The following is a 25,720-nucleotide window of genomic DNA, read 5'->3' on the forward strand; positions in this document are numbered from 1 at the left end:
CGAGTGTCAGTGCCGGGTGCGATGCTGCCGGGTATGGACGAGCTGATGCGAGGCCGTGTGTACGGCGCCGACCATGACGATCCCCATCCCGGCCCCAGACCCGGGCGGGTCTACCGCGAGCTGGTGGCCGGCCCCCTGGACGGCCTTCTGCTCGACGTCACGGGATGGACCGCACGACAGCTCGAGGAGGGTGCCGCCCTCGCCACGGAGATAGGCGCCTACGGCCCGGGCGGCCACGCCCGCTACGGGCCACGGGAGGGTGACGGCGTGCACTGGGACTGGGAGGGCGACACCCGCTAGACCCGGGTCCGGAGCGTGGTGGCCGGTGCCCACCCATCCGAAGCGGGTGTCCCGGCGCGTCAGGAGGTCCGACCGGTCACGCAGGCCGCGCGAGAGTCCCGGTTGGCCAGGGAGCGTTCGGCCGGATCCTCGGCGGCCTCGGCCCGGCCGAGCGCGTCCGCGCCTCGTCGAGGGGCGCGCCGGCGGTGACGGTTCGGCGCACGGCCTCCGGTTCGAGCAGGAGCCGTACGTCGTAGACCGCGCGGGCCATGCCGGCGTCCACCATCCGTACCGTCGCGCCCTTGTACTGGCTCATCACCACGAGACCGCTGCCGGCCAGGGTCTTCAGGGCCTCGCGCACCGGGGTCTTCGACACCCCGAAACGGGCGGCCAGTTCGGTCTCCACGAGCGCCTGGCCGGGGCTGAGGCCCCCGGTCAGGATGTCGTGCTTGATCGCCTCCAGGACGTACTGGGTGCGGGAGGGGATGGGGCTGGGGGCGAAGGTCATGACGCACTCTCAGATCTCGTGTATCGCGTCTCATATATGACGTACGAAGTGCAACGCCGAGGAGCTATGGGGGTGTTGATGTTTCGTCAATGCTTCGCGCAGGATTCTCGGAAAGCGCTTACCGTCTTCTCCTGTCCGGGGCGTACGGCAACGGGCGCCCGGTCCGTGGTCCGGGCGCCCGTCGTGGTGGGTGGGGGTCACGCGGTCAGCGGACCGCCAGCAGATGTTCGAGCGCGAGCTGGTCCAGGCGCTCGAACACCATGGAGCGCTCGGCCGCCGCCGTCACGTCGAACTCCTCGAACGCGCCGGTGTCGGCGAGCAGGCCGGCGAGGCCGTCGGAAGCCGTGGGGACCGCGAGTTCGGGCAGTCGGGAGGCGGCCAGAGCCTCCTGGACCTCGGGGTCGGCACGGAAGGCGGCCGCGCGCTCCTTCAGGATCAGATAGTTGCGCATGCAGTTCTTCGCGGACTCCCACACCCCGTCGAAGCCGTCCGTGCGGACGGGCTTGAAGTCGAAGTGCCGCGGGCCCTCGTACCCCGCCGTCTCCAGCAGGTCCACCAGCCAGAACGCCTGGCGCAGATCCCCCGCGCCGAAGCGGAGGTCCTGGTCGTACTTGATGCCCGACTGGCCGTTGAGGTCGATGTGGAAGAGCTTGCCGGCCCAGAGCGCCTGAGCGATGCCGTGCGGGAAGTTGAGTCCGGCCATCTGCTCGTGGCCCGTCTCCGGGTTCACGCCCACCAGCTCGGGCCGTTCCAGGCGCTCGATGAAGGCCAGGGCGTGGCCGATCGTCGGCAGGAGGATGTCGCCGCGCGGCTCGTTCGGCTTCGGCTCGATCGCGAAGCGCAGCTCGTAGCCCTGCTCGGTGACGTACCGGCCGAGCAGGTCGAAGGCCTCCTTCATCCGGTCCAGCGCCACCCGGACGTCCTTCGCCGCACCTGACTCGGCGCCCTCGCGGCCGCCCCAGGCGACATACGTCGTGGCGCCGAGTTCGACAGCCAGGTCGATGTTGCGGATCGTCTTGCGCAGGGCGTAGCGGCGGACGTCCCGGTCGTTGGCGGTGAAGCCGCCGTCCTTGAAGACGGGGTGGGTGAAGAGGTTGGTCGTGGCCATCGGCACCTTCAGGTCGGTGCGGTCGAGCGCCGCCCGGAAGCGCTTGACCACGGCCTCACGTTCCGCCTCCGGGGCGCCGAAGGGGATCAGGTCGTCGTCGTGGAACGTGACCCCGTAGGCCCCCAGTGCGGCGAGCCGGTCCACCGACTCCACGGGGTCGAGCGCGGGGCGGGTGGCCTCGCCGAAGGGGTCGCGGCCCTGCCAGCCGACGGTCCACAGGCCGAAGGTGAACCGGTCCTCGGGGGTGGGGGAGAAGCGTGCGGGGGAGATGTGTTCCGTCATGGTCTGTCCCTCTTGTTGCGGTTCTCGGGAGAAAGGGCGCGGCGCGACCTGGCCCATCTATTTGTTTTCTGAGATAACTAATACGGCACGTCGCGACTCGGCGCCAGAGTGGACGACGGCGCCGCGTCAGGGTGGTCGACGACTCCATGCCGACATGAGCACGCGGTTCGACGAAAGGTGAGACCCATGACGGCGACGCGCTCCGCGCCCCCGCTGGTGATCGGCGTGGACAGTTCCACACAGTCCGCCAAGGCGCTCGTCGTCGACGCGGAGACCGGCGCCGTACGCGGAACCGGCCGGGCCGCACACACGGTCACGGGGGAGGGCGGAGCCCGCGAGAGCGACCCCGAGCAGTGGTGGTCGGCACTGCGCGACGCCGTCGCCGCGGCCCTGACCGACGCGGGCGCGCCCTCCTCCTGCGTGACCGGCATCGCCGTCGCGGGCCAGCAGCACGGCCTCGTGGTCCTCGACGCCGAGGGCCGCCCGCTGCGCCCCGCCCTGCTCTGGAACGACACCCGATCCGCCCCTCAGGCCGTCGGACTCACGGCGAAGCTCGGCGGTCCGGACGGCTGGCTCGCCCGGACCGGCTCGGTGCCGGTCGCCTCGATGACCGCCACCACATGGCAGTGGCTGCGCGCCCACGAACCCGCCGTCGCCGCCTCCGCGGCCGCCGTCCGGCTGCCCCACGACTTCCTGACGGAGCGCCTCTCCGGAGTCGCCGCCACGGACCCCGGGGACGCCTCGGGCACCTGCTGGTACGACACGTCGACCTCCGCGTACGACCGCGAGATCCTGGCCCTCCTCGCCCTCGACGAGTCCCTGCTGCCCGTCGTCGCCCCGAGCGGTGCCACCCGCGTCGGGGCCCTCACCCCGGCCGCCGCCCGCGCGCTCGGACTGCCGTCCGGCGTCGCCGTCGCGGCCGGCACGGGAGACAACATGGCCGCGGCCGTCGGTCTGGGTCTCGGCGGCGCGGGGCTCCTGGACCATCCCGTCGTGAGCCTCGGCACGTCGGGCACCGTCTTTGCCGCCACCCGGACCCGACCGGCCGCCCCCGGCCTCGCCGGATTCGCCGCGACCGACGGCACCTACCTCCCCCTCGGCTGCACCCTCAACTGCGGCCTGGCCGTGGACCGTTTCGCCGGCCTGCTCGGCCTCGACCGCGAGGACTCCGCACGCGGCGACGGCGTCGTCGTCCTGCCGTACCTCGACGGCGAGCGCACCCCGGACCTTCCGCACGCCACCGGCCTCGTCACCGGACTGCGCCACACCACCACACCACGCGCGATCCTCGGCGCGGCCTACGAGGGCGCCGCGTTCACCGTGCTGCGCGCCCTCGACGACCTCCTCGGCGCCTGCGGCCTCGACCCCTCGGACGCGGCGGTACGGGACCGTCCGCTGCTCCTGATCGGCGGCGGCGCCCGGGGGCGCAGCTGGAGGGACACCATCCGCCGTCTCTCCGGCCGCCCCGTGACCGTCCCCGCCGCGACCGAACTCGTCGCCCTCGGCGCGGCCGCGCTCGCGGCCTCCGCCGCGACGGGCGAGGACCCCGTCGCGCTCGCCACCGTATGGGGCACGGGACAAGGGGAGAGGCTGGAGCCGGTGGCCCGCGACGAGGAGACCTGGGGCCGGATCGCCACGGTCCTGGACCGGGCGGCCAGGGGCCTCCTGGCCTGACCCGCGCGGACATCCGCACGCGAAGGATCGGACGCGGCGGGCGCGTCGGAGCCCCCTCCGCGCAGGCAGGGAGCACGTCGGAAAGGCGAGCCGATGCACTTCGGCGACGGGGCGTCGGCGCCCCCTCAGGGCGACGTGGGCCCGTGGGGTGGAACGATCGCGACCGGGCAGTGGGCGTGATGGAGCACCGCGTGGGCGACCGAGCCCATGAGGAGCGTCGCCACCCGGTGTCGGCGATGCCGGCCCACCACGACCAGGGCCGCGCGCCGTGACCCCTCGACGAGCCGCCCCGCCGCGTCCGCCGGTACGACGACAGGCACGACCTCGACGTCCCCGTACCGCTCGGTGAACGGCCGCAGCCGGTCCTCCTGGAGGCTCACGGTCTCCCTGACCAGCTCGGGGGTCTCGTCCACGGGCACCGGCGGCGGCATCTGCAGGGCGGGCGCCGGCGGACCGGCCAGCATGATCGGCGACGGCGGCAACCGGTAGGCGGTCACCACTTCGAGAGCCACGCCCCGCTGTTGGGCCGCGTGGAAGGCGAAGTCCACGACCTCGTCGCCGGTCTCCTCCGGGTGCAGCCCGACGAGGACCCGCCCCGACTCGGCGTCGCCCTCCAGCGACACGGTCCGCGCCTCGTGCGGTACGACGACGACGGGGCACGGGGCGGAGGCGGCCAGGGTCCGGCCGGAGGAACCGAGCAGCAGACTCGCGAAGCCGCCCCGTCCACGCGATCCGGTCACCAGGAACCGTGCGGTCCGCGCCGCGTCGAGCAGGGCGTCCGACACGGAGCCGTCGAGCGAGTCGAACCGTACCGGCACCCGCGGGCTCTGCTCCTCCACCCATGCGCGGACACCGTCGAGAACGGCGTCGGGGACGTCGGGCGTCTCGCCCAGGGAGGCGATCCGGGCCCTGCCCAGCTGGAGCGCGTCGGAGCGCACATGGGCGACGACCAGGGGAGCGTCGAGCCGCTGCGCCACGCTCAGGGCCCATTCGAGGGCCAGGTGGCTGTGCTCGGACCCGTCCACGCCGACGACGACCGGCTTCTCGTTCATAAGGGCATGATTCCCCGCCTCCCGGCGCCCCGCGCGCTGGGCCTACTCCGCCGGTGCGCCGAGGGTCGTACAGCGAAGCCGCACGCGCACCCCAGGCCCGGCACCTCGGGCCGGACCGGCGCCGGCGCCTTCACCACCCCGCCGTCCAGAAGGCACAGGGTGCGGGCGCGGCTCGCGCCGGGAAAGAGACCGACGCGTTCGGCGAGGTCGGCGAAGCGGAGCCGGCCGTCCTGCTCGAGGCGGTCGAGGAGCCGCGGGTCGCCATCCGAGACCTCGTCGACGGAACGCTGCTCGCGCGCATGCGCCCCGGGCAGGACCGACCACCGTCCAGGGGACGTGTGTTCGGCTGCCACCGCCGAGTACCCCCCCGCCATACTGGTCGCGGCGGGACCTGAGAGGCGGCAGAAGTGAGTCAACGACACGACCGGTACGACGTCGTGGTGTTCGGTGGCAGCGGAGTGGACACCGTCATCCGGGTCGACGCCCTGCCGGTCCCCCTCGCCGACTCGGTCCACGTCGGACCGATCGAGGAGTGGCCCGGGCACACCGGCGGGAACGTGGCCCTCGGAACACGGGCCCTCGGCCTGCGGGTCGCACTGCTCGACTGCGTGGGAGACGACTGGATGGGCGCGATCGTACGACGGCGCATGGCCGAGGGGGACGTGGAGTTCGCCCCCGTGATCTCACCCGCGGGAACCCGGCGCGCGGTCAACTTCGTCGACGCGACAGGACGCCGGATGTCCTTCTACGACGGCCGGGACCCGGCGGACCTGCGCATGCCGAGGGAGTTCTACCTGCCCCGGCTGCGCCGTGCGCGCCACGCCCACGTCTCCATCATGAACTTCGCACGCTTCCTGTACGACGACATCGAGGCGCTCGGAGTGCCGGTCTCCACCGATCTGCACGATTGGGACGGACGGAACGACCATCACCGTGATTTCGCCCTGCGCTCCGACCTCGTCTTCCTCAGCGCTGCGGGGGCGGGCGAGGGCACACCGACGCTGATGCGGGAGATCCTGCGCGAGGGCCGCGCCCGGACCGTGGTCGCCACGGCGGGCGCGGACGGCTCCTACGTGCTCACCCGGGACGGTGACCCGACGCCGCGGCACATTCCGGCGGTCGCGCCCGACGCACCCGTGGTGGACACCAACGGCGCCGGCGACGCGTACGTCAGCGGCTTCCTCTACGGCAGGCTCACCGGCCGGGACGTCCTTGACTGCGCCCGCCTGGGTGCGGCGGCGGGCGCCCACGCCTGTACGGCACCGGGCTCCACGTCGCTCATCACGCCCGAGGCACTCCTGGCGACGGCCCGGATCTCCGCCCAGATCTGACCCGGCCCGGTGGACGGGCCCGACCCGTCCACCGGCTCCGCATCGCCGGAACCGCCCCATCGGGCGCGCCCCACCGGGTGGCGTTCCGCTCCCGCGCCCCGTGCCGAGTGGCGGACACGGTGGAGAGCCGTTGCGATGGGGATCATGAACGAGCGCACTGCCCGCTGGTGGGCCGAGCTGCCGCCCGCCGCGGGAGCCGCGGTGATGGGCACCGGCATCATCTCGGTCGGCTTCCATCTGACCGGCCTGGAGGCGGTGTCCCGCACGCTGCTCGGCGTCGCGGGCGCACTGTGGGTGCTGCTCGCGCTCGACTTCGGAACCCGGCTGCTGCGCAGCCGTCGCCGCTGGTTCGCCGACGCCGACACCCCGCCCGCGCTGACCGCGGTCGCCGCCACCACGGTGCTCGGTGTCCGCGTGGCCCTCCTCGGCTGGACCCACCTGGCGGCGGTGCTTCTCGCCGGATCGGCCGTGCTGTGGGCGGTGCTGCTCATGGCGGTCCTGACACACCTGCGAAGCGGCATGCCGGGCGGTGTCTTCCTGATCTGTGTCGCCACCGAGGCGCTCGCGGTCCTGGGCGCCACCCTCACACCCACGGCGGGCGACTGGCTCGCCCACACGTCCCTGGCCTTCTTCCTGCTCGGCCTGCTGCTCTACCTCGCCGCCCTGCTCCGCTTCGACTTCGGGCAGGTCAGCGCCGGCGCCGGCGACCACTGGGTGGCCGGCGGGGCCATGGCCATCTCCGCCCTGGCCGGCTCCCAGCTCCTCATGACGGGTGTATGGACCGGCGCGACCCATGCCTCCCTGCGGAGCACCACCCTGTTCCTGCTGATCGTCGACCTCGTCTGGTACGCCGTCCTGCTCGTCGCCGAGCTGCTCCGGCCGCGCCTGGCCTACGACGTACAGCGCTGGGCCACCGTCTTCCCGATGGGCATGACGGCGGTCGCCTGCCTCTCGACGTCGGCGGCCGCGGCCGTCGGGTGGCTCGACACCCTGGGACAGATCCTGCTGTGGACCGCGACGCTCGCCTGGCTCGCCACCCTCGCGGCGACGCTCCACACGACTCCCCGACGAGCGGCCGCCTCCCGGTGAACCTAAGGGCTGTCCCGTAGCCCCGCCCCGCCGCCTTGCGGCGGTCGGGGCGGGGCTGGGTTCACCCCGTGAACGGTGCCAGCGCCGCGAACTCGGGTGCCACACCGACGCCCTCGGCCAGTGCGCCGAGCACGTTCCTGACCCGGGTCAGCGGGTGGTCCGGGAACTCGGCGTCGTACCGGGCATGGTCCGCGGCGTGGAACGGCAGCCCGCCCCGCACCTCCGGGGCGTAGGGATGAGCCCGGAAGAAGGCGTCCGGACCGACCTGCGCCATCACCATCGCCTCACGCATCCCGGTCGTCCCCCGCTCGGGCGCCTGGATCTTCACCACCGTGCTGCACTCCGCCCGGGGCACGGTGAAACTGCCGATGAAGACCTGCCCATGGGCCTGCCCGGGCATCGGCAGCTTGAGTATCTGCCGCAGCGCCGGCAGCCCGCCCAGCGACTTCACCGAGGCCTCGATCAGCCCGCCGCCGGCGTCCGCGGTCATCCGGGTCAGCGCGGCGCGCAGCGACGGGCCGTCGTCCAGGGACGCGGGAAGGTCCGGACGTAGCGCGAAGAAGTGCAGCGACAGCACATCACCCGCGTCGCTGACCCAGACATCGGGCTCGACGAGTCGGAAGCCCGGCAGTTCGATGCCGACAAGAGCTCTCATGACCGGTGATCATGGCGTATGCCGCCGACCGCGTCGAAGCGGGGGCTCCCACAGCGAGAACCCCCGGGCAGCCCGCTCGTGGCGCCTACCGCAGGGACGCCTGGTGAAGCGCGTCCGGGCCGATCGGCAGCCCGGGAAGCGCCTGGGTCCCCTGCCCCGCCACCGCACCGCGCGGAGACGCGAGGGCGCCGTCGACATGGGCGTACAGCGCGTCCGTGATCGGATCCGGCAGCGGTCGGCCCTGCTCGTCGAAGCGCTGGTACTTCATCAGGTTGTAGCCGATGGCGACCTGACGACGACCGTCCTCCGTGGACAGGGCCCACGTGCCCGCGCCGAAGACGCCGCCGTCATGGCCCCAGTACCAGCCGCCGCTACGCATCTTCAGGGTGTAGATGCCGAGGCCGTACCGCATCAGCGGCTCCTCGCCCGGCGGGGTCTCGTACGCGGGGACGGTGGTCTTCATCGCGCGCAGCTCCGCCGCGCCGAGCAACCGGCCGCTGAGCAGCGAGCGGTAGAAGTCGTTGAGGTCGCTCGTCGTCGAGACGAGGGCGCCGGCCGTGCCCGCCCACGACATGTCGGTGACGCTGTAGTCGCGCGGCGGGTCGATCAGGCCGAAGAACGACTCGTACATCCGGGCGTGCGGTCCCTTGAGCGACGGGGAGCTCGGGAAGTACGTGTGGCGCAGCCCGGCCTTCCGTATGACATTGCGGGTGATGTACGACTCGGCCTTCTCACCGGTCACGCGTTCCAGGAGCAGCCCGGCGAGGACGTAGTTGGTGTTGGAGTACGAGTGCGTCCCGCGCTCCGCGACGGGCGGCGCCGCGAGACCCAGGCGGACGAGTTCCTCGGGGGCGATGTGACGGAGGCGGTTCTCGTCGAGGGCCTTGCCGGGGTTCTCCAGGATGCCGGGGAAGGCGGGCAGGACGTAGTCGGCGATGCCGCTGGTGTGGTTGAGCAGCATCCGAACGGTCACCTGGCGGCCGCGTTCGCCGGGCACGAGATCCGGCAGGTACCGGCCGACGGGAGCGTCGAGCTCGATGCGCCCGGCCCCGGCCTGCTGGAGGACGGCGACGGCCGTGAAGGTCTTGGTGATGCTGCCGACCCGGTGCTCGAAGTTCGGTCCGGTGGGCCGGCGGCTGTCGACGTCGGCGAATCCGGTGGCTCCCCGCCACTGCGCGGAGCCGTCACGGACCGCCGAATAGGCGCCGTACATCCCGGCCTTGTGGAACGCGTCGAGCGAGCCGCGGAGCGCCGCGCGGTCGAGACGGCCGCGACCTGCCGGCGTCACCGCGGCGGCGGCCGCGGCGGCGGCCGAGCCCGGCTCCGCCGCCACTGCGGTCTGCGCGGGTAACGCCGAGACGGAGAGGCTGATCAGAGTGGCCGTGGCGACGGCCGCGAGGCGGGCCTTGGGGGACGAAGACATGGATGGTCCTGTTCTCCTCGACGAGTGCGGTGACTCCATCCTTGTCGCCGCCCCCCGGCCCGCTCTCCACCCCCGGGAGGATCCTGTTCACAGGAAGACGTGACATTTGTCAGGAGTCCCGCCCACGGGCCGTCGGTGGCACACTGAGCCGCTGATCGCCCCCGAGGAGCCCGACGTGCCCATCATCCGCAACCTGAGGCGCACCGTCCGCCGTGCCTACTGCCGGACCGTGGACCTGAGCCATCCGGCACGCTCGCCGCTGGGCAGCTCGGTCGTCAACTGTGTGCTGTACGAGGACGGGGTGCGGCAGCGCGGAGCCTGTCCCGCCGACGAGGCGGTGCGACGGGTCCGCGCGTCGGCTGACGGGTTCGTGTGGATCGGGCTGCACGAGCCGTCCGTCGAGGAGTTCGCCGGGCTCGCCGAGCTTTTCGGCCTGCATCCGCTCGCCGTCGAGGACGCCGTTCACGCGCACCAGCGGCCCAAGCTGGAGCGGTACGACGACACGCTCTTCGCCGTCTTCAAGACCGTCCGCTACGTGGAGCACGAAGAGCTGACCGCCACCAGCGAGGTCGTCGACACGGGCGAGCTCATGGTCTTCGCCGGGCCGGACTTCGTCATCACCGTCCGGCACGGGCGGCACGGTTCGCTCGGCCCGCTGCGGGAGGCGCTGGAGGCGGACGCCGAACAGCTGGCCAAGGGCCCCGCGGCCGTACTGCACGCCATCGCCGACCACGTCGTGGACGACTATCTCGCGGTCGCCGACGCCGTGCAGCACGACATGGACGCGGTCGAGACGGCCGTCTTCAGCGAGCAGGCATCACGCGGCGACGCCGGCCGCGTCTACCAGCTCAAGCGAGAACTCCTCGAACTCAAGCGGGCGGTGGCCCCGCTGCAGCGCCCGCTGCAGGCCCTGGCCTCGGCCCCGCTCCCGCTGGTCTCGGCGGAGATACAGCCGTACTTCCGAGACGTCGCCGACCATCTCTCCCGGATCACGGAACAGATCACGTCCTTCGACGCGCTCCTCGACTCGATCCTCCAGGCCCATCTGGCGCAGGTGACGGTGGCTCAGAACGAGGACATGCGCAAGATCACCGCGTGGGCGGCGATCATCGCCGTCCCCACGATGGTCTGCGGGGTGTACGGCATGAACTTCGCGCACATGCCCGAACTGGGCTGGACCTACGGATATCCGCTCGTCGTCGGCACCATGGCCGTCGCCTGTCTTCTCCTCCACCGCAGCTTCCGCCGCAACGGCTGGCTCTGACACCCCGGCGCGCCACCGCCCGGAGCCGTGGAGTCCTGTCAGATCCGGGCGTTCAGAGCGGCGGTGTGGGCCCGTACCTGCTCCGGCGTCAGGTAGGCGTCCGTGTACTCGAAGTCGGCGAGCGTGCCGGACCGGGACGCCAGGAATCCCGTACGCACGAAGTCGTCCCCGGCCACGGCGTTGAGCAGCCAGTTCGTCATCACCCGCGTCTTGGCGACATTGGTCCGCAGCGCCGACCAGTGGTACGCACGGGCCACCGCCTGTGCGGGGGCGCCGTGCAGTTCGACGCCGAGCGGCTTGGACACCGCGTCCCGGCCGCCCAGATCCACCACCAGACCGAGATCCCGGTGATGGTACGGGTACATCGGCTCGCCGCGCAGGGCGGCGACGAGGTTGTCGGCGACGTGCCTGCCCTGCCGCAGGGCGTGCTGGGCCGTCGGCGGGCAGATCGCGCCCTTCTCCTTCCTGGCCAGGTCCGGTACGGCCGCGGCGTCCCCGAGGCCGTACACGCCGTCCACGCCGGGGACGACCATGTCGGGGCCGACCACCAGCCGGCCCCGATCGCTCTCGGCGCCGAGCGTCGCGATCAGCGGACTGGCGGCGACGCCCGCCGTCCAGATCAGGGTGCGACTGGGCAGCACCCGCCCGTCGGTCAGCGTCACGGCCTCGGCGTCCACGGAGGCGACCGAGACCCCGAGGGAGACCTCGATCCCGCGCCGCCGCAGAATCTCCAGCGCCGCCCGGCCCAGCTTGTCGCCCAACTCGGGCATGAGCTTGGGTGCGAGGTCCACGAGATGCCACTTGATGAGCTTCGGGTCGATGCGCGGATAGCGCCGGACCGCGTTGTGGGTCAGCCGCTGCAGACAGGCGGCCGTCTCCGTTCCCGCGTAACCCCCGCCCACCACCACGAAGCAGAGTCGGGCCGCCCGCTCCGCGTCGTCGTGCCCGGCGTCGGCCAGATCGAGCTGGGCGATGACGTGGTCGCGGATGTAGACGGCCTCGGCGAGCGTCTTCATGCCCCGCGCGTGCTCACCCAGCCCCGGGATGTCGAACGTGCGGGTCACACTCCCGGGCGCGAGCACCAGATGGTCGTACGGCTCGTCGACCAGTTCACCCGTGATCGTCCGTACGACGCAGACCTTGGCCTTGGTGTCCACGCCGATCGCGCCGCCGGGGATGATCCGCGTGCGGTGACGCTCGCTGCGCCGCAACGACAGGGCCACCGACTGCGGGGTCAGGACACCCGAGGCCACCTGGGGCAGGAGCGGCAGGTAGAGCTGGTACGAGAAGGGTGACAGCAGCGAGATCCGCGCCTCGCGGCTCGTCAGCCGCCGCTCCAGGCGCCGCACACAGGCGACCCCGGCGAAACCGGCACCCACCACGAGAATCTTCGGTCGAGTCACGCTGCCCGCCTCCCGGATCGTCGCTCCTTGAGTGCTGACTAACCCCTCAGGCCGATCGGAAACCCGGACCGTCCGCCGAAGAGGTGACTACGGAATCGAACATCATCGTCGGAGAGTGGTCATAGTGTGGTAGAAGGGAAAAACCGGGCGGGGGTGTGGAGAAACGGAGCCGACGGCCGTGGGGAGACCTGAGGGCACAGACAGCACCGCGCACGAGGCGGTGTTCGGCGTCGCAGACTCCGTCGTTCTCCTCTTCGACGAGCACGGAGCGGTCGTCGGCCGCCCGTACGCGGCAGAGCAGCTGCTGGGCTACCCCGCGGCGGAGCTGAGCGGCCGACACGTCGGCGCGCTGCTCGCGGCGGACGAGGCCGCCCGGCTCCCCGGCATCCTGGAGGTCTCGACGCGGGACGGCGGCTGGTCGGGGGTCCTGCTCGCACGTCACCGGGACGGCCGAACGATCGCCGTGGACGTCACCGTGCTGCCGCTGCCCGGCGCGACGGGCACGGCCCGTTGGCTCGTCGTCGCCGTGGGAGCGGCCCCGTCCCGGCAGTGGACCATGGGCCCCGCCCTCCTGGAGCGGATGGTCACCCGGATGCCCGTCGGACTCTGTCTGGTCGACACCGAGCTGCGGTGCGTGTGGTCGAACACCGCTCTCGAACAGTTCGGCGGTGGCACGGTCGAGGAGCGGCGCGGCAGGCGCTTCGGGGAGATCCAGCCCGGCATGAACGCCGGCCTCGTGGAATCGAAGATGCGCCAGGTCCTCGCGACCGGTGAGCCCGTCCTCGGGTACGAGCACGTGGGCCGCCCCCGGTCCCACCCCGGCCGGGACCACGCCCTCGCCATGTCGTTCGTCCGGCTGGACGACGACAACGGCCGCGTCCTCGGTATCTGTTACGCGGTCGTGGACATCACCGACCGCTACCGTGCGCGGCTGCGCCTCGCCCTGATGGCCCTGGCCAGCGAGCGCATCGGTCGCAGCCTGGACGTGGTCGTCACCGCCCAGGACCTGGCCGACGTGGCGGTTCCCGGCCTGGCGGACTTCGTCGCCGTGGACCTGCTGGACACCGTCGTCAGAGGCGCGGAGCCGTCTCCGGGGCCCACGGGCGGCGCCACGTCCGTGCAACTGATGCGCGCCGGTGTGCAGACGGTACCCGGCGGGATCGCGGTCATGGTGGAGCCGGGGCAGCCGTGCGGCTACCTGCCCTCGTCACCCCAGATCCGCTCCCTGGCCCACGGCCGCTCCTGGCGCGCCGCCCGGCTGGACGCCGCGACACGGGACGCGGCCCTCCCTGTGCCCCTGCCCCCGGCCGAGGACCCGTCGGCCGCCGAGCCCCCCACCGGCGCCGAGCCTCCGACCGGCGCCGAGCCGCCCACCGGCACCGAGATCACCGACTTCGTGCCGTCGGACGCCGGGCCGTCGGACGCCGAGCCCACCGGATCCGGCCCCATGGCGTCGGCGACCGCCGAGCCCGAGCCGCACACGGCGATCGTCGTGCCGATCCTCGCCCGAGGCACCACCCTGGGCATGGCCACGTTCTTCCGTGCCCGACAGGACGAGGCGTTCGACGAGGACGACCTGCGGCTCGCCGAGGAGCTCGTGGCGCGCGCGGCCGTCTGCCTGGACAACGCCCGCCGCTACACCCGCGAACGGGCCGCGGCCCTCGTACTCCAGCGCAGCCTGCTGCCGCACGGCGTACCCGCACAAGAGGCCGTCGACGCGGCCTCCTTCTACCGGCCGGCCGACGAACTGTCGGGCCTCGGCGGCGACTGGTTCGACGTCATCCCCCTGTCGGGTGCCAGGGTCGCCCTCGTCGTCGGCGAGGTCGTCGGCCACGGGATCGAGGCGGCCGCCACGATGGGGCAGCTCCGCACCGCCGTGCGGACCCTCGCCGACCTGGATCTCTCGCCCGAGGAACTCCTGGCCCATCTCGACGACCTCGTCCTCCAGGTCACCCGGGAGGGCCTCGAAGGCGAGCTCGGCGGCGCGGCCACCCCCGCGGGCGTCGGCGCCAGCTGCATCTACGCCGTCTACGATCCGGTCAGTCTGCGCTGCGACCTGGCGAGCGCGGGCCACCTCGCGCCCGCCGTCCTGGCGCCCGACGGCACAGTCACCTTCCCCGTACTCCCGCCCGGACCGGCGCTCGGCGTCGGTGGACTCCCCTTCGAATCCGTCGAGCTGCCGCTGGCGGAGGGCAGCGTGCTGGCCTTCTACACCGACGGGATCATCGCCGCGCCGGGGGCGGGCAAGGAAGGGCTGCGCCGCGTCCTGGAATCCCGTGACCTGCCGCTCGACGAACTCTGCCGCAGCATCGTCGACGAACTGGCCCCCAGCAGGCCGTACACCGACGATGCCGCCCTCCTCCTCGTCAGGACCCGCGGTCTGGCGGCCGGGCAGGTCGCCGTCTGGGACCTGCCCGCCGACCCGGCCGTCGTCGCCCGCGCGCGGGTGATGGCCGCCCGTCAGCTCGCCGCCTGGGGCCTGGAGGAGCTCGCCTTCACCACCGAACTCGTCGTCAGCGAACTCGTCACCAACGCCATCCGGCACGCCACCGGCCCGATCCGGCTCCGCCTGATCCTCGAACGCACCCTGATCTGCGAGGTCTTCGACGCCAGCAGCACCTCGCCGCACCTGCGCCACGCGCGCACCACCGACGAGGGCGGCCGGGGGCTCTTCCTGATCTCCCAGTTCACGCGGCGCTGGGGGACCCGCTACACGGCCGAGGGCAAGGTCATCTGGGCCGAACAGCCACTGGAAGGGGACGGCACCGCCGTGCACACCCCGCAGGGCCTCGCCCAAGATCTTTAATCGCTTGTCCTGCCCCCGAGCCCCGTGTCAGCGTGGGCTGCCGCGCGGGGAGGCCGACGGCGTCGAGAGGGGGATCCACCTGTGCGTGCGGGTACCGGCCACACCGTCGTGACGAAGCGAGGGCCCGTGCGCGGCACGGTCGCCGACGGGCTGCGGACCACGCTGGGCATCCCGTACGCCGCACCGCCCTTCGGCGCCGGGCGGTTCCGGGCGCCGAGGCCCGCGGAGGCATGGGACGACGTACGGGAGTGCACCGGGTTCGGCGCCGTCGCCCCGCAGTCGGCGGAGCTGCCCGGCTCCCCGGTCTGGCGCCCGGGCGACGAAGACGTCCTCACGCTCAACGTCTGGGCCCCGGCCGGGACTCCCGAGCCGCTGCCCGTCCTCTTCTGGATTCACGGCGGCGCCTACACCTTCGGCTCCTCCGCCCAGCCGGACTACGACGGATCCGCCCTGGCACGCGCCGGCACGGTCGTGGTGACCTGCAACTACCGTCTCGGCTTCGAAGGCTTCGGGCACGTGCCCGGATTCCCCGGCAACCGCGGGCTGCTCGACCAGATCGCCGCACTGGAGTGGGTGCGCGACAACATCGCGGCCTTCGGAGGCGACCCGGACAACGTCACCGTGGCCGGACAGTCCGCGGGCGGTGGCTCGATCGCCTCTCTGATGAGCAGCGCACGGGCCGACGGCCTCTTCCGCCGCGCCATCGCCCACAGCGTCCCCGACGCCTTCTTCCCGCCGGAGCTCGCCGAACGCCTGGCCCGCGAGGTGGCCGACGCGGCGGGCGTCGCCCCCACCGCCGACGGCCTGCTCGCCGCGACCCCGCAGGCGCTCGTCGAAGCCTCGGACCGCGTGGTGGCGCGGTACGCCGGCGATCCCGCCTCCGGACACCTCCACTACGACACCGTCCTCTACGGCCCCGTCCTCGACGGCGTGCTGCTGACCCGGGACCCGGTCGAGGCCCCGGCCCGGGACGGCGCGGCACGCCCGGTCGACCTCCTCGTCTGCCACACCACCGAGGAGTACTGGCTGATGCACCAGGTCGGCAGCATGCCGACCGTCACCACCGACGACGGACTCGCCCGGTTCGCCGCCGACCACGGTCTTCCCCCGGCCCTCGTCGCCGCCTACCGCGCCCTCATGCCCGGGGCGCCGGTACTCGACGTGTTCCTGGCTCTCGCGGGCGACGCGGTCTTCTCCGTGCCCACCGTCCGCCTCGCCGAGGCCCACGCCCGCGCCGGGGCGGGCCGCACGTTCCTGTCCCGCTTCGACCGGCGCCGTACCCGCCCCGACGGCAGCCCGGTGCGCGCCTGGCACGCCGCCGACGTGCCCTTCGCCTTCGGCACCCTGGACGCCACCGGCGTCGACTTCCTGACCGGTGGCCCCGCCGACGCCGACGACCGGGCCCTCTCTCGGCGGATGGTCCACGCCTGGACCGCCTTCGCCGCCGGCGGAGACCCGGGATGGGCCCCGCTCACCGTCCCGCTCACACCCTCGCCGGCCGACACCACCGCACGGGCCGTCCACGTCTGGGACGTGCCCGGCGACCGCACGGAGGGCGCGGCGCCCGCGTACGCCCTCTGGGACGGCGTACGGACGGCCCCGCCGTCACTTCCGTAGCCGGGACGGGATAATCGGCGGGCGCGGACGAAACACCGCGCGGACCACGGAAGCACGCGACAGGCCGTCACCCCGCGGGGGTGACGGCAGGACTGGGAGAACCCGATGGACGTCCAGCACTTCGAGCGGATCACCGCGTTCATCGAGGACCGGCTCCGGCCGCTGTTCGACCCCGAGAACGGCAGCGATCACGGATTCGGCATGGACGACACCTCCCGCGCGCTGCGGGCCCTCCTCGGCACCGTGAAGGCGGCGGCGGCGGTCAAGGGCCTCGCCGACCAGCGGGCCGCGGCCGACCCGGCGCTCCGTCACATCATCGACCAGGCCCTGGAGCACAACTGGGACGTCCTGCGCCGCGTCGCCCGCAACTGGGAGGACCACCCCGACTTCGTCCGTGACTTCAAGCGCCACGCCTGGGAGCTCGACGAGACCCCTGTCGCCACCGCCTGACAAGGGATCATGAACTCGGAGATCTGGACCCTGCTCCCGCTCGGTGTCCGCCGGGCGGTCGACGCCCACATACGCCTCGACCGCCCCGTCATGGCGGTCAAGGAGGTGCGGGACGCCCTCCCCGAGGAGTCCCTGCCAGGTCTGCACGAGACGCTCGACATGGTGGACGAGCGCTACGGCGAGCTCGGCCCGAGCCTGGGACCGGGCCCACGGAGCCGCTCGCGGCTGCGCTCGCCGCGCGGGCCGCGATGCTGCCGGGGCGCCCCGCGGCGGTCGAGGCGCTCTGGGACGGAGACACGTTCGGCTGGATGGTGGACCTCGTCGTCGTCACGGACGAGCCGGAGGTCCCTCACCGGCCGGCCGTGATCCGGCACGGCGGTGACATCCGGCTCTTCGACGGCACGGTCTCGCCGTGGCCCGAGGCCGAGGGGGCCCGGCGCGCAGGTCACGCCCTCGCCGAGCGGCGCGGAGTCCCGTCCCACGTCGCCGGCCCCGACCGGCCGGACGACGGGACGCCCCGGTGGCGGAACGTCCGGGGCGGCGCACCCTCCTGACGGTCGTTCAGATCAGGGCGGACCGTGACACGCCGTCCGCTGTGCCCCGGTCGGGTGAGTACGCCGTTCATCCGACAGGCGCGGATCCGGATCGGGTACGTATCGCGGCATTGCCGTCCCCAGCGTCGGAGGATGCTGCCCCATGCCTGTCAGGAACGTCCGCACCGGCCCGCGCGTGGTGGCCGCCGCGATCTGCGCGACACTCGCGGTCATCGGCTACATGAAGGTGTCGGCGGAAGAACCCGCTCCGGCCGCCGCGCCCGGAGCGCGCGCCGCGGCCAAGAACGCGGGTCCGGCCGCCTCGCCCCGGTCGCCCGAGGCAGCGCCGTCCCCCGGGACAGCCGCGGCGGAACGCGGCGGCTCCGGCGCCCCCGGTGCGCCTGGTGCCCCCGGCGCTCTCGGTGCGCCCGGGACCACCGTGACCGGACCGAAGGGACCCGCCGGCCCGCCCGGTGTCGGTCCCACGATGCTGAAGCGGATCCCGGACGGTACGAAGCAGGCGTTCGTCGTCACGGGCGGGGCCCTGGACACCAGCAAGGCCACCGCCGTGCTCTACGAACGGGACGCCGCGGGACGATGGCAGCGCACGGGCGGGCCCTGGCCCGCGCACAACGCCCTGCGCGGCTGGACGGACGACCACTGGGCCGGCGATCTGCGCACCCCGATCGGCGTGTTCGGGCTCGGGGACGCAGGCGGCCGACTGCCCGACCCCGGCTCGAAGCTGCCGTACGACCAGGACGAGCAGTTCGTCTCCCCGGGCACCGGATTCCTCGGTGAGCCCCTGGAGGGCTCCTTCGACTACGTCGTCGCCATCGACTACAACCGTGTCCCCGGAACGACTCCCCTGAACAGGGAGCGGCCGCTCGGGGAGGACCGCGGCGGGGGCGTCTGGATCCACGTCGACCACGGCGGCCCAACCCAGGCCTGTATCTCCCTGACCGCCGACGTCATGCGCGAGCTCCTGCGCGCCCTCGACCCCGCCAAGGAGCCGGTCATCGTCATGGGGCCGGCCGCCGAGATCGGTCGCTGACCCTCAGCCCTGAGAGGCGCTGACGGGCGCTGACGGGCGCTGGCAGCTGCCGTCAGCGCCCGTTGGCCCGCAGCCCGCACCCGCCAGGGGCCCGGGTGTCGGCGGAGTTCGAGTCGGGGCGAGGCCGGTGCTGGCGACGGCCTTCAGCGAGATATTGGCCGGAACGCGACGCCCCAGTGCGGAATAGTGCGCCATTTTCCGCCATGTACAGACGACTTCCGGTCACGTCTCGATCGGAATCGTCACTCTCCGGAGATCGCCGGTAACTTCATGCCGTCGCCGCCACACCAGGGGCACACGGCCCCCACGGGACTAGCGGCGACGAAGGACATCTCTTCACTTGACGACAGCGACCGACAGCTTCAAGGTCCAGCCGTACACGCAGCACTGCCAAGTGATCCACACCGAAGGCGCCCACGCGGTCATCGGCATCTCCCCAGGCAACGGCTACTTCTCCGCCCAGCGGGTGGCCGACCTCGCCGCCTGGGGACTCCGCAACTTCGAGCAGGTCGACCTCATCTACACCGACCTGCACGTCGCCGACATGTACGAGGCCCTCGGCTACCCGCCGGACGAGGCCCGCCGCAAGACGGTCAAGAACCTCCGCGGCGTACGCGCCAAGGTCAACAACGCCGTCGCCGCCACCGACCCCGGCGGCGAACGGCTCCGAGGGCGCCCCATGTCGGCGCTCCTCGACATCCCCGCCTACCGGCACCTGCGCAAACACCTGGACGACCTGCTCGCCACCGACGCCGAGTTCCTCGCCACGTGCGACATGCTCGTCTCGGCCTTCCTCTCCTCCAAGGTCCTCGAAGGACAGGCACCCACCGCCCGCCAGCGCGAGGTCTGTCTCCAGTACATCTGCGCCGAGGCGCCGCTCTTCCTGGACACCCCCGCCATCCTCGGTGTCCCCTCCTCCCTCAACTGCTACCACCAGCTCCTGCCGATGGCCGAACTCCTCTACTCACGGGGCTCCGGACTGCGCGCCTCCCGCAACCAGGGCCACGCCATCGTCACCGCGATCCTCGGAGACCACGATGACCACTGAGACGCTGATCGACTTCCCGTTCTCCGCCCGGGGCGACCGCCTGCCCCCGGAGATCGAGTCCCTGCGCGCCGAGCCGGTCAAACGGGTCCGTACGATCGCCGGCGACGAGGCCTGGCTGGTTTCCTCCTATGCGCTCTGCAAGCAGGTCCTCGAAGACCCGAGGTTCTCGCTCAAGGACACCTCCGCCCCCGGAGTGCCCCGGCAGTACGCGCTGACCATCCCGCCCGAGGTGGTCAACAACATGGGGAACATCACCGGTGCGGGGCTCCGCAAGGCCGTCCTCAAGGCCATCAACCCCAAGAACGACGGCCTCACCGACTGGATGCGCCGCCACGCCTCCGAGCTCGTCGACGAACTCCTCGCGTACGGACCGCCGGTGGACCTCCGCTCCCGGTTCACCAGCCCGTACGCGGAGCACCTGCACTGCAGGATCCTCGGCATACCCGAGTCCGACGCACCGCGCCTCGCCGCCAGCCTGGACATCGCGTTCATGAACTCGGCCTGCCCCGTCACGGGCGCCCGGCTCAACTGGGACCGCGACATCGCCTACATGATCGAGCGCCTCGACGACCCGGCGACCACCGGCCTCATGGCCGAACTCGCCGCCCTGCGAGGGAACCCCGACTACGCCCATCTGACCGACGAGATGCTCGCCACGGTCGGCGTCACCTTCTTCGGCGCGGGCGTGATCTCCACCATGGGTTTCCTCACCATGGCCCTCTTCTCCCTGCTCCAGAACCCCGACGTCCGGGAGCGGCTCCGCGAGGAGCCGGAACGGATCCCCGCCGCCGTCGACGAGCTGCTCCGGGTCAACCTGTCCATCGCCGACGGCCTTCCGCGCCTCGCCCTGGAGGACGTCACGCTCGGAGACGTCGACGTACGGAAGGGGGAACTCCTCCTCGTCCTCGTGGAGGCAGCCAACACCGACCCGGCGGTCTTCCCCGACCCGCACACCGTGGACATCGACCGTCCGAACGCCGACACCCACCTCTCCTTCGGCGGAGGCGGTCACTACTGCCCGGCCACCGCGCTCGGAAAGCGGCACACCGAGATCGCCCTGGAGATCCTGCTCGACCGTATGCCCGACCTGCACCTCGCGGTGCCGCTCGACCAACTCGTCTGGCGCACCCGCTTCATGAAGCGCATCCCCGAACGGCTGCCGGTCGCCTGGTGATCCCCGTGTGACCCGATCCGTACGCGCACGTACGCCGACCGTCGTCGCCCCCGGCCACCCGCCGGGGGCGACGGTGTGTCGGCGGCGGGCGGCGCCGTGGGCGTGCCCTCGGCGAAGGGTGAGACCTCTACGACCTGCGGCGGGGTCTGCCGGGCTTGCTGCCGCGCTTGACGCCCTTCGAACCCTTCGCGCCGCCGGAACCGGACCGGGGACTCTTGTCGGCGGGCCTGCCGCTCTTCTCCGGACGCTTCGCCTTGGCCTTCGGCTGCGGGGGTGTCGCGGCACGGCCGCGAGTGCTGTTGACCGTCCGCCCGCGAACGATCCCGATGAACTCCTCCACCAGGTCTGGCGTCGGTTCGGCCTGCGGCCAGGAGAGAGCGACCCGCGACTCCGGGGTGTCCGACAGTGGCCGGTAGGTGAGGTCCTTGCGGTGGTGCAGCCGCGCGAGCGACTGCGGAACCACGAGCAGACCCACACCCGCCGCGACGAGCTCGATCGCGTCCGCCGTCGTCGCAGGGCGTTCGATCGCCGGCTGCCCCGGCGGACGCTCCCAGTCGAGGGTGTCGTCGAGCGGGTGCAGCACGATCTCGTCCGCCAGCTCCGCGGGCGACACCTCCTCGACCGCCGCCACCACATGGTCCTTAGGAACCACGACCACGGTCGTCTCGGTGTAGAGGGGGATCGCGCTGAGCTCCGTACGGTCGACCGGCATGCGTACGAGCCCGGCGTCGGCGCCGCCGGTCCGCAGCAGCTCGTCCGCCTCGGCGGCCGGCACCTGGACGAGGGTCAGCGGGACGTCCGGCAGACGCTCGTTCCAGACCCGCACCCACTTGGTGGGCGTCACTCCCGGTACGTACGCGAGCCGGAACGAGGAGGGTTCTTCCTGGCCAGTCACTCCGCCAGGTTACCGGTCGTGGTCAGAGGTAGCTCACACGCTCGATACCCTTGACACCATGACGTCGCACCAGACCGCCCAGACGATGAAGCCCGCGACCGCGGCGAAGAAGCTGGGTGTGTACCTCGAGGCCACCCCCGCCGAGTTCCAGGAGGGTGTCGTCTCGCGCACCGAGCTGAACGCCCTGCAGACCGATCCGCCCGAGTGGCTCCGCGAACTCCGGCGCAACGGCCCCCACCCGCGTCCGGTGATCGCGGCGAAGCTCGGCATCTCCATCTCCGGACTCGCCCGGGGCGGCATCACGGAGGCCCTCACCACCGAGCAGATCGAGGCGCTGAAGGCCGACGACCCCGAGTGGCTCCAGAAGGAGCGCGCCACGCAGGCCGAGGTCCGCAAGGAAGCGGTCCGCATCAAGGAGAAGCAGGCCGAGAAGGCGGCGAAGGCCGCCGACCGCTCGGACTCCTGACGTCTCCCCGCGCCGAGTGAGCGGTGCGGTACGCGCCGTCCCTCATCCGGCCAGGACCGGCACCAGCTCGGGACGCTTCGCCGTGCGGCCCTCCCCCCGAGGAGCGGCCGCGCAGGCGCCTTCCGAGCCACGGGCCGAGGAAGCCCGCGACCCACCGCGCCTCGTCGAGGGCCCTGCGCGGGGCGGACGGCACCGGGCCCGTCCCCTCGGGCAGCGGACGGGTCCAGGCGTCGTCGCTGCCGGGGATGCCGAGTGCGTCGGCCACCGCGGCGGCGATCCGTTCATGACCGAGCGGACTCGCGTGCAGCCGGTCCGCGCTCCACAGCCGGGAGTCCGTCACCACCGGATGGTGGAAGGTCTCGGCCACCGCGACGCCGTGCCGCGCCGCCGCCTCACGGATGCGGTCGTTGAGCGCGAGGACGCGTGAGCCGAGCGGCCGGGCGAGCGGGATGACCCGCCCCGCGTCAGGGAACGTCACCGTCGCCACCCGGGCGCCCTGGGCGGTGAGCCGGGCGAACATCGTCTCCAGATGACCGGCCACCTCGTCCGCGTCGAAGCGGGGCCGGAGCAGGTCGTTCATCCCGGCGACCACGGTGGCCACGTCCGGCCGCAGCGCCAGAGCCGGCCCGAGCTGCTCGGCGTGGACCTGACCCGCGAGACGGCCCCGTACGGCCAGATTGGCGTACGTCAGCCCGGGGCTGCTCGCCGCCATCAGCTCGGCGAGCCGATCGGCACAGCCACGGAGACCGGTGGCGTCGTCGCCGTCCCCGAGACCTTCGGTCTGACTGTCTCCCAGGGCGACGTAGCGCGTGTACGGGCCGGTGTGCATGAGCCTCTCGCTCCTCCGTGCGGCGGCGTGCCCTCGGCGGCACACCTCGACGGTATTCAACACCGTACCTATTAAGTTCCGCGACTAGGTTTCCTCGAGGTCTCTCCGCACGCGACCGCGGCGCCCGGGCCGCTGTCAGTGCCCGCTGCCAAGATCGTCGGATGACCTACCGTACCGAGACCATCGCCGCCTACGGGGACTCCGCCGCCTCGACCTTCGACGACGAACCCGACCACGGACTGCGCTCCGACCGCACCCACGAGGCCTGGGCCCCGACCCCGAGGCCGCGCTGTGCGCATGGGTGAGTCGCCTGCGGCCGGGCGGTCGGCTCGTGCTCGTCGAGGGGCGCTGGCGGGAGCCGGGGCAGAGCGGCGTACCGTACGTCGCCGGAGCCGAGGCCCTGCCGTGGCACGGCGGCATCGGCGCCGAGGCCCTGGCCGCGGCCGTTCGCCCGCTCGTCGCCCGTCTCCGCGTCGATCCCCTCGACGGGGACGCGGACGCCGATCTGTGGGGGAAGCGGGTGGACGACGAGCGGTACGCGCTGATCGCCGAGGCGTGATCCGTCAGCGGCCCGGCACCACGTGATAGCGGTGGAACGGCCCCTCCGCGATGGGCAGTTCGGGGCACCACGTCCTGAGGGCCTGGGCGGACGGCGTGAACAGCGGCTCGGGGAGACGGTCGAGCGCGGTCCACTCCCAGCGCCGGATCTTGTCCGGCTCCGCCACGGCCGGAGTGCCGCTGAAGGCCCGTACGACCGCCACCGCCGTCAGGCGGGTGAGCTCCGTCGAGGTCAGCGAGTCCAGCAGGATCCCGATGACGTCCACATCGGCGGCGTCGGCCACCAGCGTGGTCTCCTCGGCGAGTTCACGGACCGCCGCAGACTCGATGGACTCGCCCGGATCGACCTTCCCGCCGGGCAGCTCCCACGCCCCGCTGGGATGCAGCCCCAGGAGCACCCGCCCGGCCCCGTCGGTCACCACGACACCGGCGCCGAGCGACGCCTGGGCGGTCGGAGGCTGGGCGTTGCGGTGGGGCGGGCCCGGGCGCGGGTCCGGATGCGGGTCTGGGCGCCGGGGCTGCCGGTCGGGGGGGAACATGTCGACTCCTCGTACGGACGCGGGGCATGGTGTCGCCTGCCAGCCAACACCATGTCCGGCTGGACGCTTCGGCGGCCGCCCCGGAGCCGGTGGGGCGCGAGCGGACCGCCGACCCCCGGGGATGACGGCGAGCCATCGGGTGCCCGACGCGGCGGAGCCGTGAGCGGGGCCGGGCCGCCGTCGTACGCGAGGCCGTGTCGTCGGCGCTCCCCGAGGTCTCGGCCCCGTCCAGCATGCGCCGCCGGCCGGGAGGATCGCGAGGACCAGGACGGCAGCGGCAATCACCGCCGTGTGCTTGAGCGCCTCAGACTCCTGCGGACAAGGCGTCACTCACCCGAACTTCCAGCGGTGCGCGGAACGAGAGCAGGTCCAGGACGGGCGGAGGCGGAGCACCCGGGGTGAGTCGGAGTCCGGGGAGACGGCCGGCCGCCGCCTTGAGGGCCACCGCCGCTTCCGTACGCGCCAGGGACGCGCCCGGGCACCGGTGACGGCCCGCCCCGAACGACAGATGATGGCGGACGTTGGCCCGCGAGGGGAGCAGCCGGTCCGGGGCCTCGAAGACCTCCGTGTCGGAGCCGCTGCCCATGAGCATCAGCAGCAACTCGGCGCCGGCGGGGAGCCGTACGCCGCCCAGCTCCACCGGAGCCGCCGTCACCCGGCGCCAGGTCGTCACGGGCGGCTCGCGGCGCAGCACCTCCTCGACCCACGCCTCGGCCAGCCCCTCCTCGTGTGCCACGCGCCGCCACAGCCCGGGTTCGGCGAGGGCGCTGCGCAGGACCGTCGCGATGAGCTGGCCGGTCGTGGACTGCCCGGCGATGAAGACGAAGAAGCACGCACCGACCGCCGTGTGCACGTCCACCGCCTCGCCGTCGGGCAGACGGTGGCGGGCGAGCGCCCCGACGAAGCTGTCCGGCGCGGCCTTGCGGTCGGTGACCACCGACGTCAGCCACTTGTGGAACTCGCCGACGAGCGCGGCGAGTTCGACCTGCCGCTCGGCAGTCGGCCGACCGTAGAACAGCTCCAGCGAGGCGTCGCTCCAGCGCACCAGGGTCACGGGATCGAGACCGTCGATCCCCAGGAGCTCCATCATGACCCGGCAGGGCAGCGTGTGCGCGAACGCGCCGAAGAGGTCGCCGGTACCCCGTGCGTCGAGCTCCGCCCGTACGCTGTCGAGCAGTTCGCCGGCGACCCGCTCGATCACCGGCACCGCCGCGGCGACCCGCTGGGCGTTAAAGAACCGCGTGACCACGCGGCGCAGTCCGGCGTGGCTCTCCGTCGCGTTGTTGGCCAGGGCGGGCCGCAGCCGGAACCCCGCGCGGGCGAGCAGCCGCAGCGCCGGAACGGACAGCGGAGTGACCGCGTGCTGGGCGTTGTCCGGCCGGAACGCCTCGGGAGCGAGCAGGACCCGGCGGATGTCCTCGTACCGGCTGACCAGCCACAGCCCGGTGGCGGCATCGTGATGGACCGGCGCCTCGGTCCGCAGCGCGTCCAGCCAGGGGTGGGGATCGGCGACGAACTCCTCGCCGAACAGGTCGAGCAGCTCGATCCGGTCGTGCAGCGGACTCGGGGTGGGCGCGGAGCCGGCGCCGCCACCGTACGGGCAGGGGCCGGCCGGACCCGTCGGAGAGGCGGGCCCGGGCCCGCCGAGGGCGGATGTCACGCTCGCGGACGCTAGCACGCGGGCGT

23 protein-coding genes and 3 pseudogenes are annotated in these 25,720 nt (G+C 72.8%); 15 read left to right on the forward strand and 11 right to left on the reverse strand.

From position 1 onward, the window contains the following. Positions 1 to 33 precede the first annotated feature (33 nt). The gene (locus ACFUJR_RS18785) at positions 34 to 300 is read left to right on the forward strand and encodes a hypothetical protein (protein WP_383176180.1); all 267 of its coding nucleotides are present in this window, start codon (positions 34 to 36) and stop codon (positions 298 to 300) included. 83 nt (positions 301 to 383) lie between these two features. Here ACFUJR_RS18785 and ACFUJR_RS18790 read toward each other — a convergent pair. Continuing rightward, positions 384 to 787, reverse strand: a pseudogene (locus ACFUJR_RS18790) (GntR family transcriptional regulator); the annotation flags it as partial. Positions 788 to 992: 205 nt separating this feature from the next. Next, positions 993 to 2,177, reverse strand: a complete 1,185-nt coding sequence (gene xylA / locus ACFUJR_RS18795; protein ID WP_383176183.1) for a xylose isomerase — start codon at positions 2,175 to 2,177, stop codon at positions 993 to 995. Between the two features lie 186 nt (positions 2,178 to 2,363). Here xylA and xylB point away from each other — a divergent pair, with 186 nt between their 5' ends. Beyond that, positions 2,364 to 3,851, forward strand: a complete 1,488-nt coding sequence (gene xylB / locus ACFUJR_RS18800) for a xylulokinase (protein ID WP_383176186.1) — start codon at positions 2,364 to 2,366, stop codon at positions 3,849 to 3,851. Between the two features lie 125 nt (positions 3,852 to 3,976). Here xylB and ACFUJR_RS18805 read toward each other — a convergent pair whose 3' ends face one another. Together ACFUJR_RS18805 and ACFUJR_RS18810 are read right to left on the reverse strand one after the other, a co-directional pair. Then, positions 3,977 to 4,903 carry a universal stress protein gene (locus ACFUJR_RS18805; protein ID WP_383176189.1) on the reverse strand — a complete coding sequence of 309 codons (927 nt, stop codon included), beginning with the start codon at positions 4,901 to 4,903 and terminating at the stop codon, positions 3,977 to 3,979. Next, on the reverse strand, positions 4,900 to 5,277 hold the full coding sequence (locus ACFUJR_RS18810) for an AsnC family transcriptional regulator (protein WP_383176191.1): 378 nt from the start codon (positions 5,275 to 5,277) through the stop codon (positions 4,900 to 4,902). The genes ACFUJR_RS18805 and ACFUJR_RS18810 overlap by 4 nt, the downstream gene beginning before the upstream one ends. A 33-nt stretch (positions 5,278 to 5,310) precedes the next feature. On the opposite strand from ACFUJR_RS18810, the gene ACFUJR_RS18815 reads away from it, so the two are divergent. Then, positions 5,311 to 6,234 (forward strand): carbohydrate kinase family protein, encoded by a 924-nt coding sequence (locus ACFUJR_RS18815; RefSeq protein WP_383176194.1) that lies wholly within the window; start codon positions 5,311 to 5,313, stop codon positions 6,232 to 6,234. Between the two features lie 144 nt (positions 6,235 to 6,378). Then, entirely contained in the window at positions 6,379 to 7,323 is a 945-nt protein-coding gene (locus tag ACFUJR_RS18820; protein WP_383176197.1) for a tellurite resistance/C4-dicarboxylate transporter family protein, read from the forward strand. Between the two features lie 61 nt (positions 7,324 to 7,384). On the opposite strand, the gene ACFUJR_RS18825 is transcribed toward ACFUJR_RS18820, so the two are convergent. After that, complete coding sequence (locus tag ACFUJR_RS18825) at positions 7,385 to 7,978, reverse strand: hypothetical protein (RefSeq protein WP_383171979.1); 594 nt, start codon at positions 7,976 to 7,978, stop codon at positions 7,385 to 7,387. An 85-nt stretch (positions 7,979 to 8,063) separates the two neighbouring features. Continuing rightward, a complete protein-coding gene (locus tag ACFUJR_RS18830; RefSeq protein WP_383171978.1) occupies positions 8,064 to 9,401 on the reverse strand; it encodes a serine hydrolase domain-containing protein in 1,338 nt (445 codons plus the stop codon). A 175-nt stretch (positions 9,402 to 9,576) separates the two neighbouring features. Between ACFUJR_RS18830 and ACFUJR_RS18835 the strand changes: the two genes are divergently transcribed. Continuing rightward, positions 9,577 to 10,665, forward strand: a complete 1,089-nt coding sequence (locus ACFUJR_RS18835; protein ID WP_383171977.1) for a magnesium and cobalt transport protein CorA — start codon at positions 9,577 to 9,579, stop codon at positions 10,663 to 10,665. 38 nt (positions 10,666 to 10,703) lie between these two features. Here ACFUJR_RS18835 and ACFUJR_RS18840 read toward each other — a convergent pair whose 3' ends face one another. Continuing rightward, on the reverse strand, positions 10,704 to 12,068 hold the full coding sequence (locus ACFUJR_RS18840; RefSeq protein WP_383171975.1) for an NAD(P)/FAD-dependent oxidoreductase: 1,365 nt from the start codon (positions 12,066 to 12,068) through the stop codon (positions 10,704 to 10,706). 178 nt (positions 12,069 to 12,246) lie between these two features. Between ACFUJR_RS18840 and ACFUJR_RS18845 the strand changes: the two genes are divergently transcribed. The 7 genes from ACFUJR_RS18845 to ACFUJR_RS18875 all read left to right on the forward strand — a co-directional run bounded on the left by ACFUJR_RS18845 (position 12,247) and on the right by ACFUJR_RS18875 (position 20,747). Next, a complete protein-coding gene (locus ACFUJR_RS18845) occupies positions 12,247 to 14,874 on the forward strand; it encodes a SpoIIE family protein phosphatase (protein ID WP_383171974.1) in 2,628 nt (875 codons plus the stop codon). Positions 14,875 to 14,955: 81 nt separating this feature from the next. After that, positions 14,956 to 16,491: a carboxylesterase/lipase family protein gene (locus ACFUJR_RS18850; RefSeq protein WP_383171972.1), complete on the forward strand. Its 1,536-nt coding sequence runs from the start codon at positions 14,956 to 14,958 to the stop codon at positions 16,489 to 16,491. A 105-nt stretch (positions 16,492 to 16,596) separates the two neighbouring features. Continuing rightward, the gene (locus ACFUJR_RS18855) at positions 16,597 to 16,941 is read left to right on the forward strand and encodes a hypothetical protein (RefSeq protein WP_383171971.1); all 345 of its coding nucleotides are present in this window, start codon (positions 16,597 to 16,599) and stop codon (positions 16,939 to 16,941) included. A 248-nt stretch (positions 16,942 to 17,189) separates the two neighbouring features. Then, a complete protein-coding gene (locus ACFUJR_RS18860) occupies positions 17,190 to 17,495 on the forward strand; it encodes a hypothetical protein (RefSeq protein ID WP_383171970.1) in 306 nt (101 codons plus the stop codon). A 220-nt stretch (positions 17,496 to 17,715) separates the two neighbouring features. Then, entirely contained in the window at positions 17,716 to 18,525 is an 810-nt protein-coding gene (locus ACFUJR_RS18865; protein ID WP_383171982.1) for a hypothetical protein, read from the forward strand. A 340-nt stretch (positions 18,526 to 18,865) separates the two neighbouring features. Further along, the gene (locus ACFUJR_RS18870; RefSeq protein ID WP_383171968.1) at positions 18,866 to 19,573 is read left to right on the forward strand and encodes a tRNA-dependent cyclodipeptide synthase; all 708 of its coding nucleotides are present in this window, start codon (positions 18,866 to 18,868) and stop codon (positions 19,571 to 19,573) included. Next, on the forward strand, positions 19,563 to 20,747 hold the full coding sequence (locus ACFUJR_RS18875; RefSeq protein WP_383171967.1) for a cytochrome P450: 1,185 nt from the start codon (positions 19,563 to 19,565) through the stop codon (positions 20,745 to 20,747). The genes ACFUJR_RS18870 and ACFUJR_RS18875 overlap by 11 nt, the downstream gene beginning before the upstream one ends. Before the next feature lie 127 nt (positions 20,748 to 20,874). On the opposite strand, the gene ACFUJR_RS18880 is transcribed toward ACFUJR_RS18875, so the two are convergent. Next, entirely contained in the window at positions 20,875 to 21,642 is a 768-nt protein-coding gene (locus ACFUJR_RS18880) for a LysR family transcriptional regulator substrate-binding protein (RefSeq protein WP_383171965.1), read from the reverse strand. 58 nt (positions 21,643 to 21,700) lie between these two features. Between ACFUJR_RS18880 and ACFUJR_RS18885 the strand changes: the two genes are divergently transcribed. Next, positions 21,701 to 22,108, forward strand: coding sequence for a DUF5997 family protein (locus ACFUJR_RS18885; protein ID WP_383171964.1), 408 nt, complete (start codon positions 21,701 to 21,703; stop codon positions 22,106 to 22,108). A gap of 42 nt (positions 22,109 to 22,150) precedes the next feature. Here the strand turns inward: ACFUJR_RS18885 and ACFUJR_RS18890 are convergent. Continuing rightward, a pseudogene (locus ACFUJR_RS18890) lies at positions 22,151 to 22,937 on the reverse strand (SGNH/GDSL hydrolase family protein). Positions 22,938 to 23,098: 161 nt separating this feature from the next. On the opposite strand from ACFUJR_RS18890, the gene ACFUJR_RS18895 reads away from it, so the two are divergent. Together ACFUJR_RS18895 and ACFUJR_RS18900 are read left to right on the forward strand one after the other, a co-directional pair. Then, positions 23,099 to 23,242: a hypothetical protein gene (locus ACFUJR_RS18895; protein WP_383171962.1), complete on the forward strand. Its 144-nt coding sequence runs from the start codon at positions 23,099 to 23,101 to the stop codon at positions 23,240 to 23,242. Beyond that, positions 23,209 to 23,496, forward strand: a pseudogene (locus ACFUJR_RS18900) (SAM-dependent methyltransferase); the annotation flags it as partial. The gene ACFUJR_RS18895 and the pseudogene ACFUJR_RS18900, both read left to right, overlap by 34 nt. 4 nt (positions 23,497 to 23,500) lie before the next feature. On the opposite strand, the gene ACFUJR_RS18905 reads toward ACFUJR_RS18900, so the two are convergent. Further along, a complete protein-coding gene (locus ACFUJR_RS18905; RefSeq protein WP_383171960.1) occupies positions 23,501 to 24,034 on the reverse strand; it encodes an NUDIX hydrolase in 534 nt (177 codons plus the stop codon). 304 nt (positions 24,035 to 24,338) lie between these two features. Next, positions 24,339 to 25,694 carry a cytochrome P450 gene (locus tag ACFUJR_RS18910; RefSeq protein ID WP_383171959.1) on the reverse strand — a complete coding sequence of 452 codons (1,356 nt, stop codon included), beginning with the start codon at positions 25,692 to 25,694 and terminating at the stop codon, positions 24,339 to 24,341. Positions 25,695 to 25,720 lie beyond the last annotated feature (26 nt).

The organism is Streptomyces sp. NPDC057271 (assembly GCF_042668715.1).
In the GTDB taxonomy this organism is placed as follows: domain Bacteria; phylum Actinomycetota; class Actinomycetes; order Streptomycetales; family Streptomycetaceae; genus Streptomyces.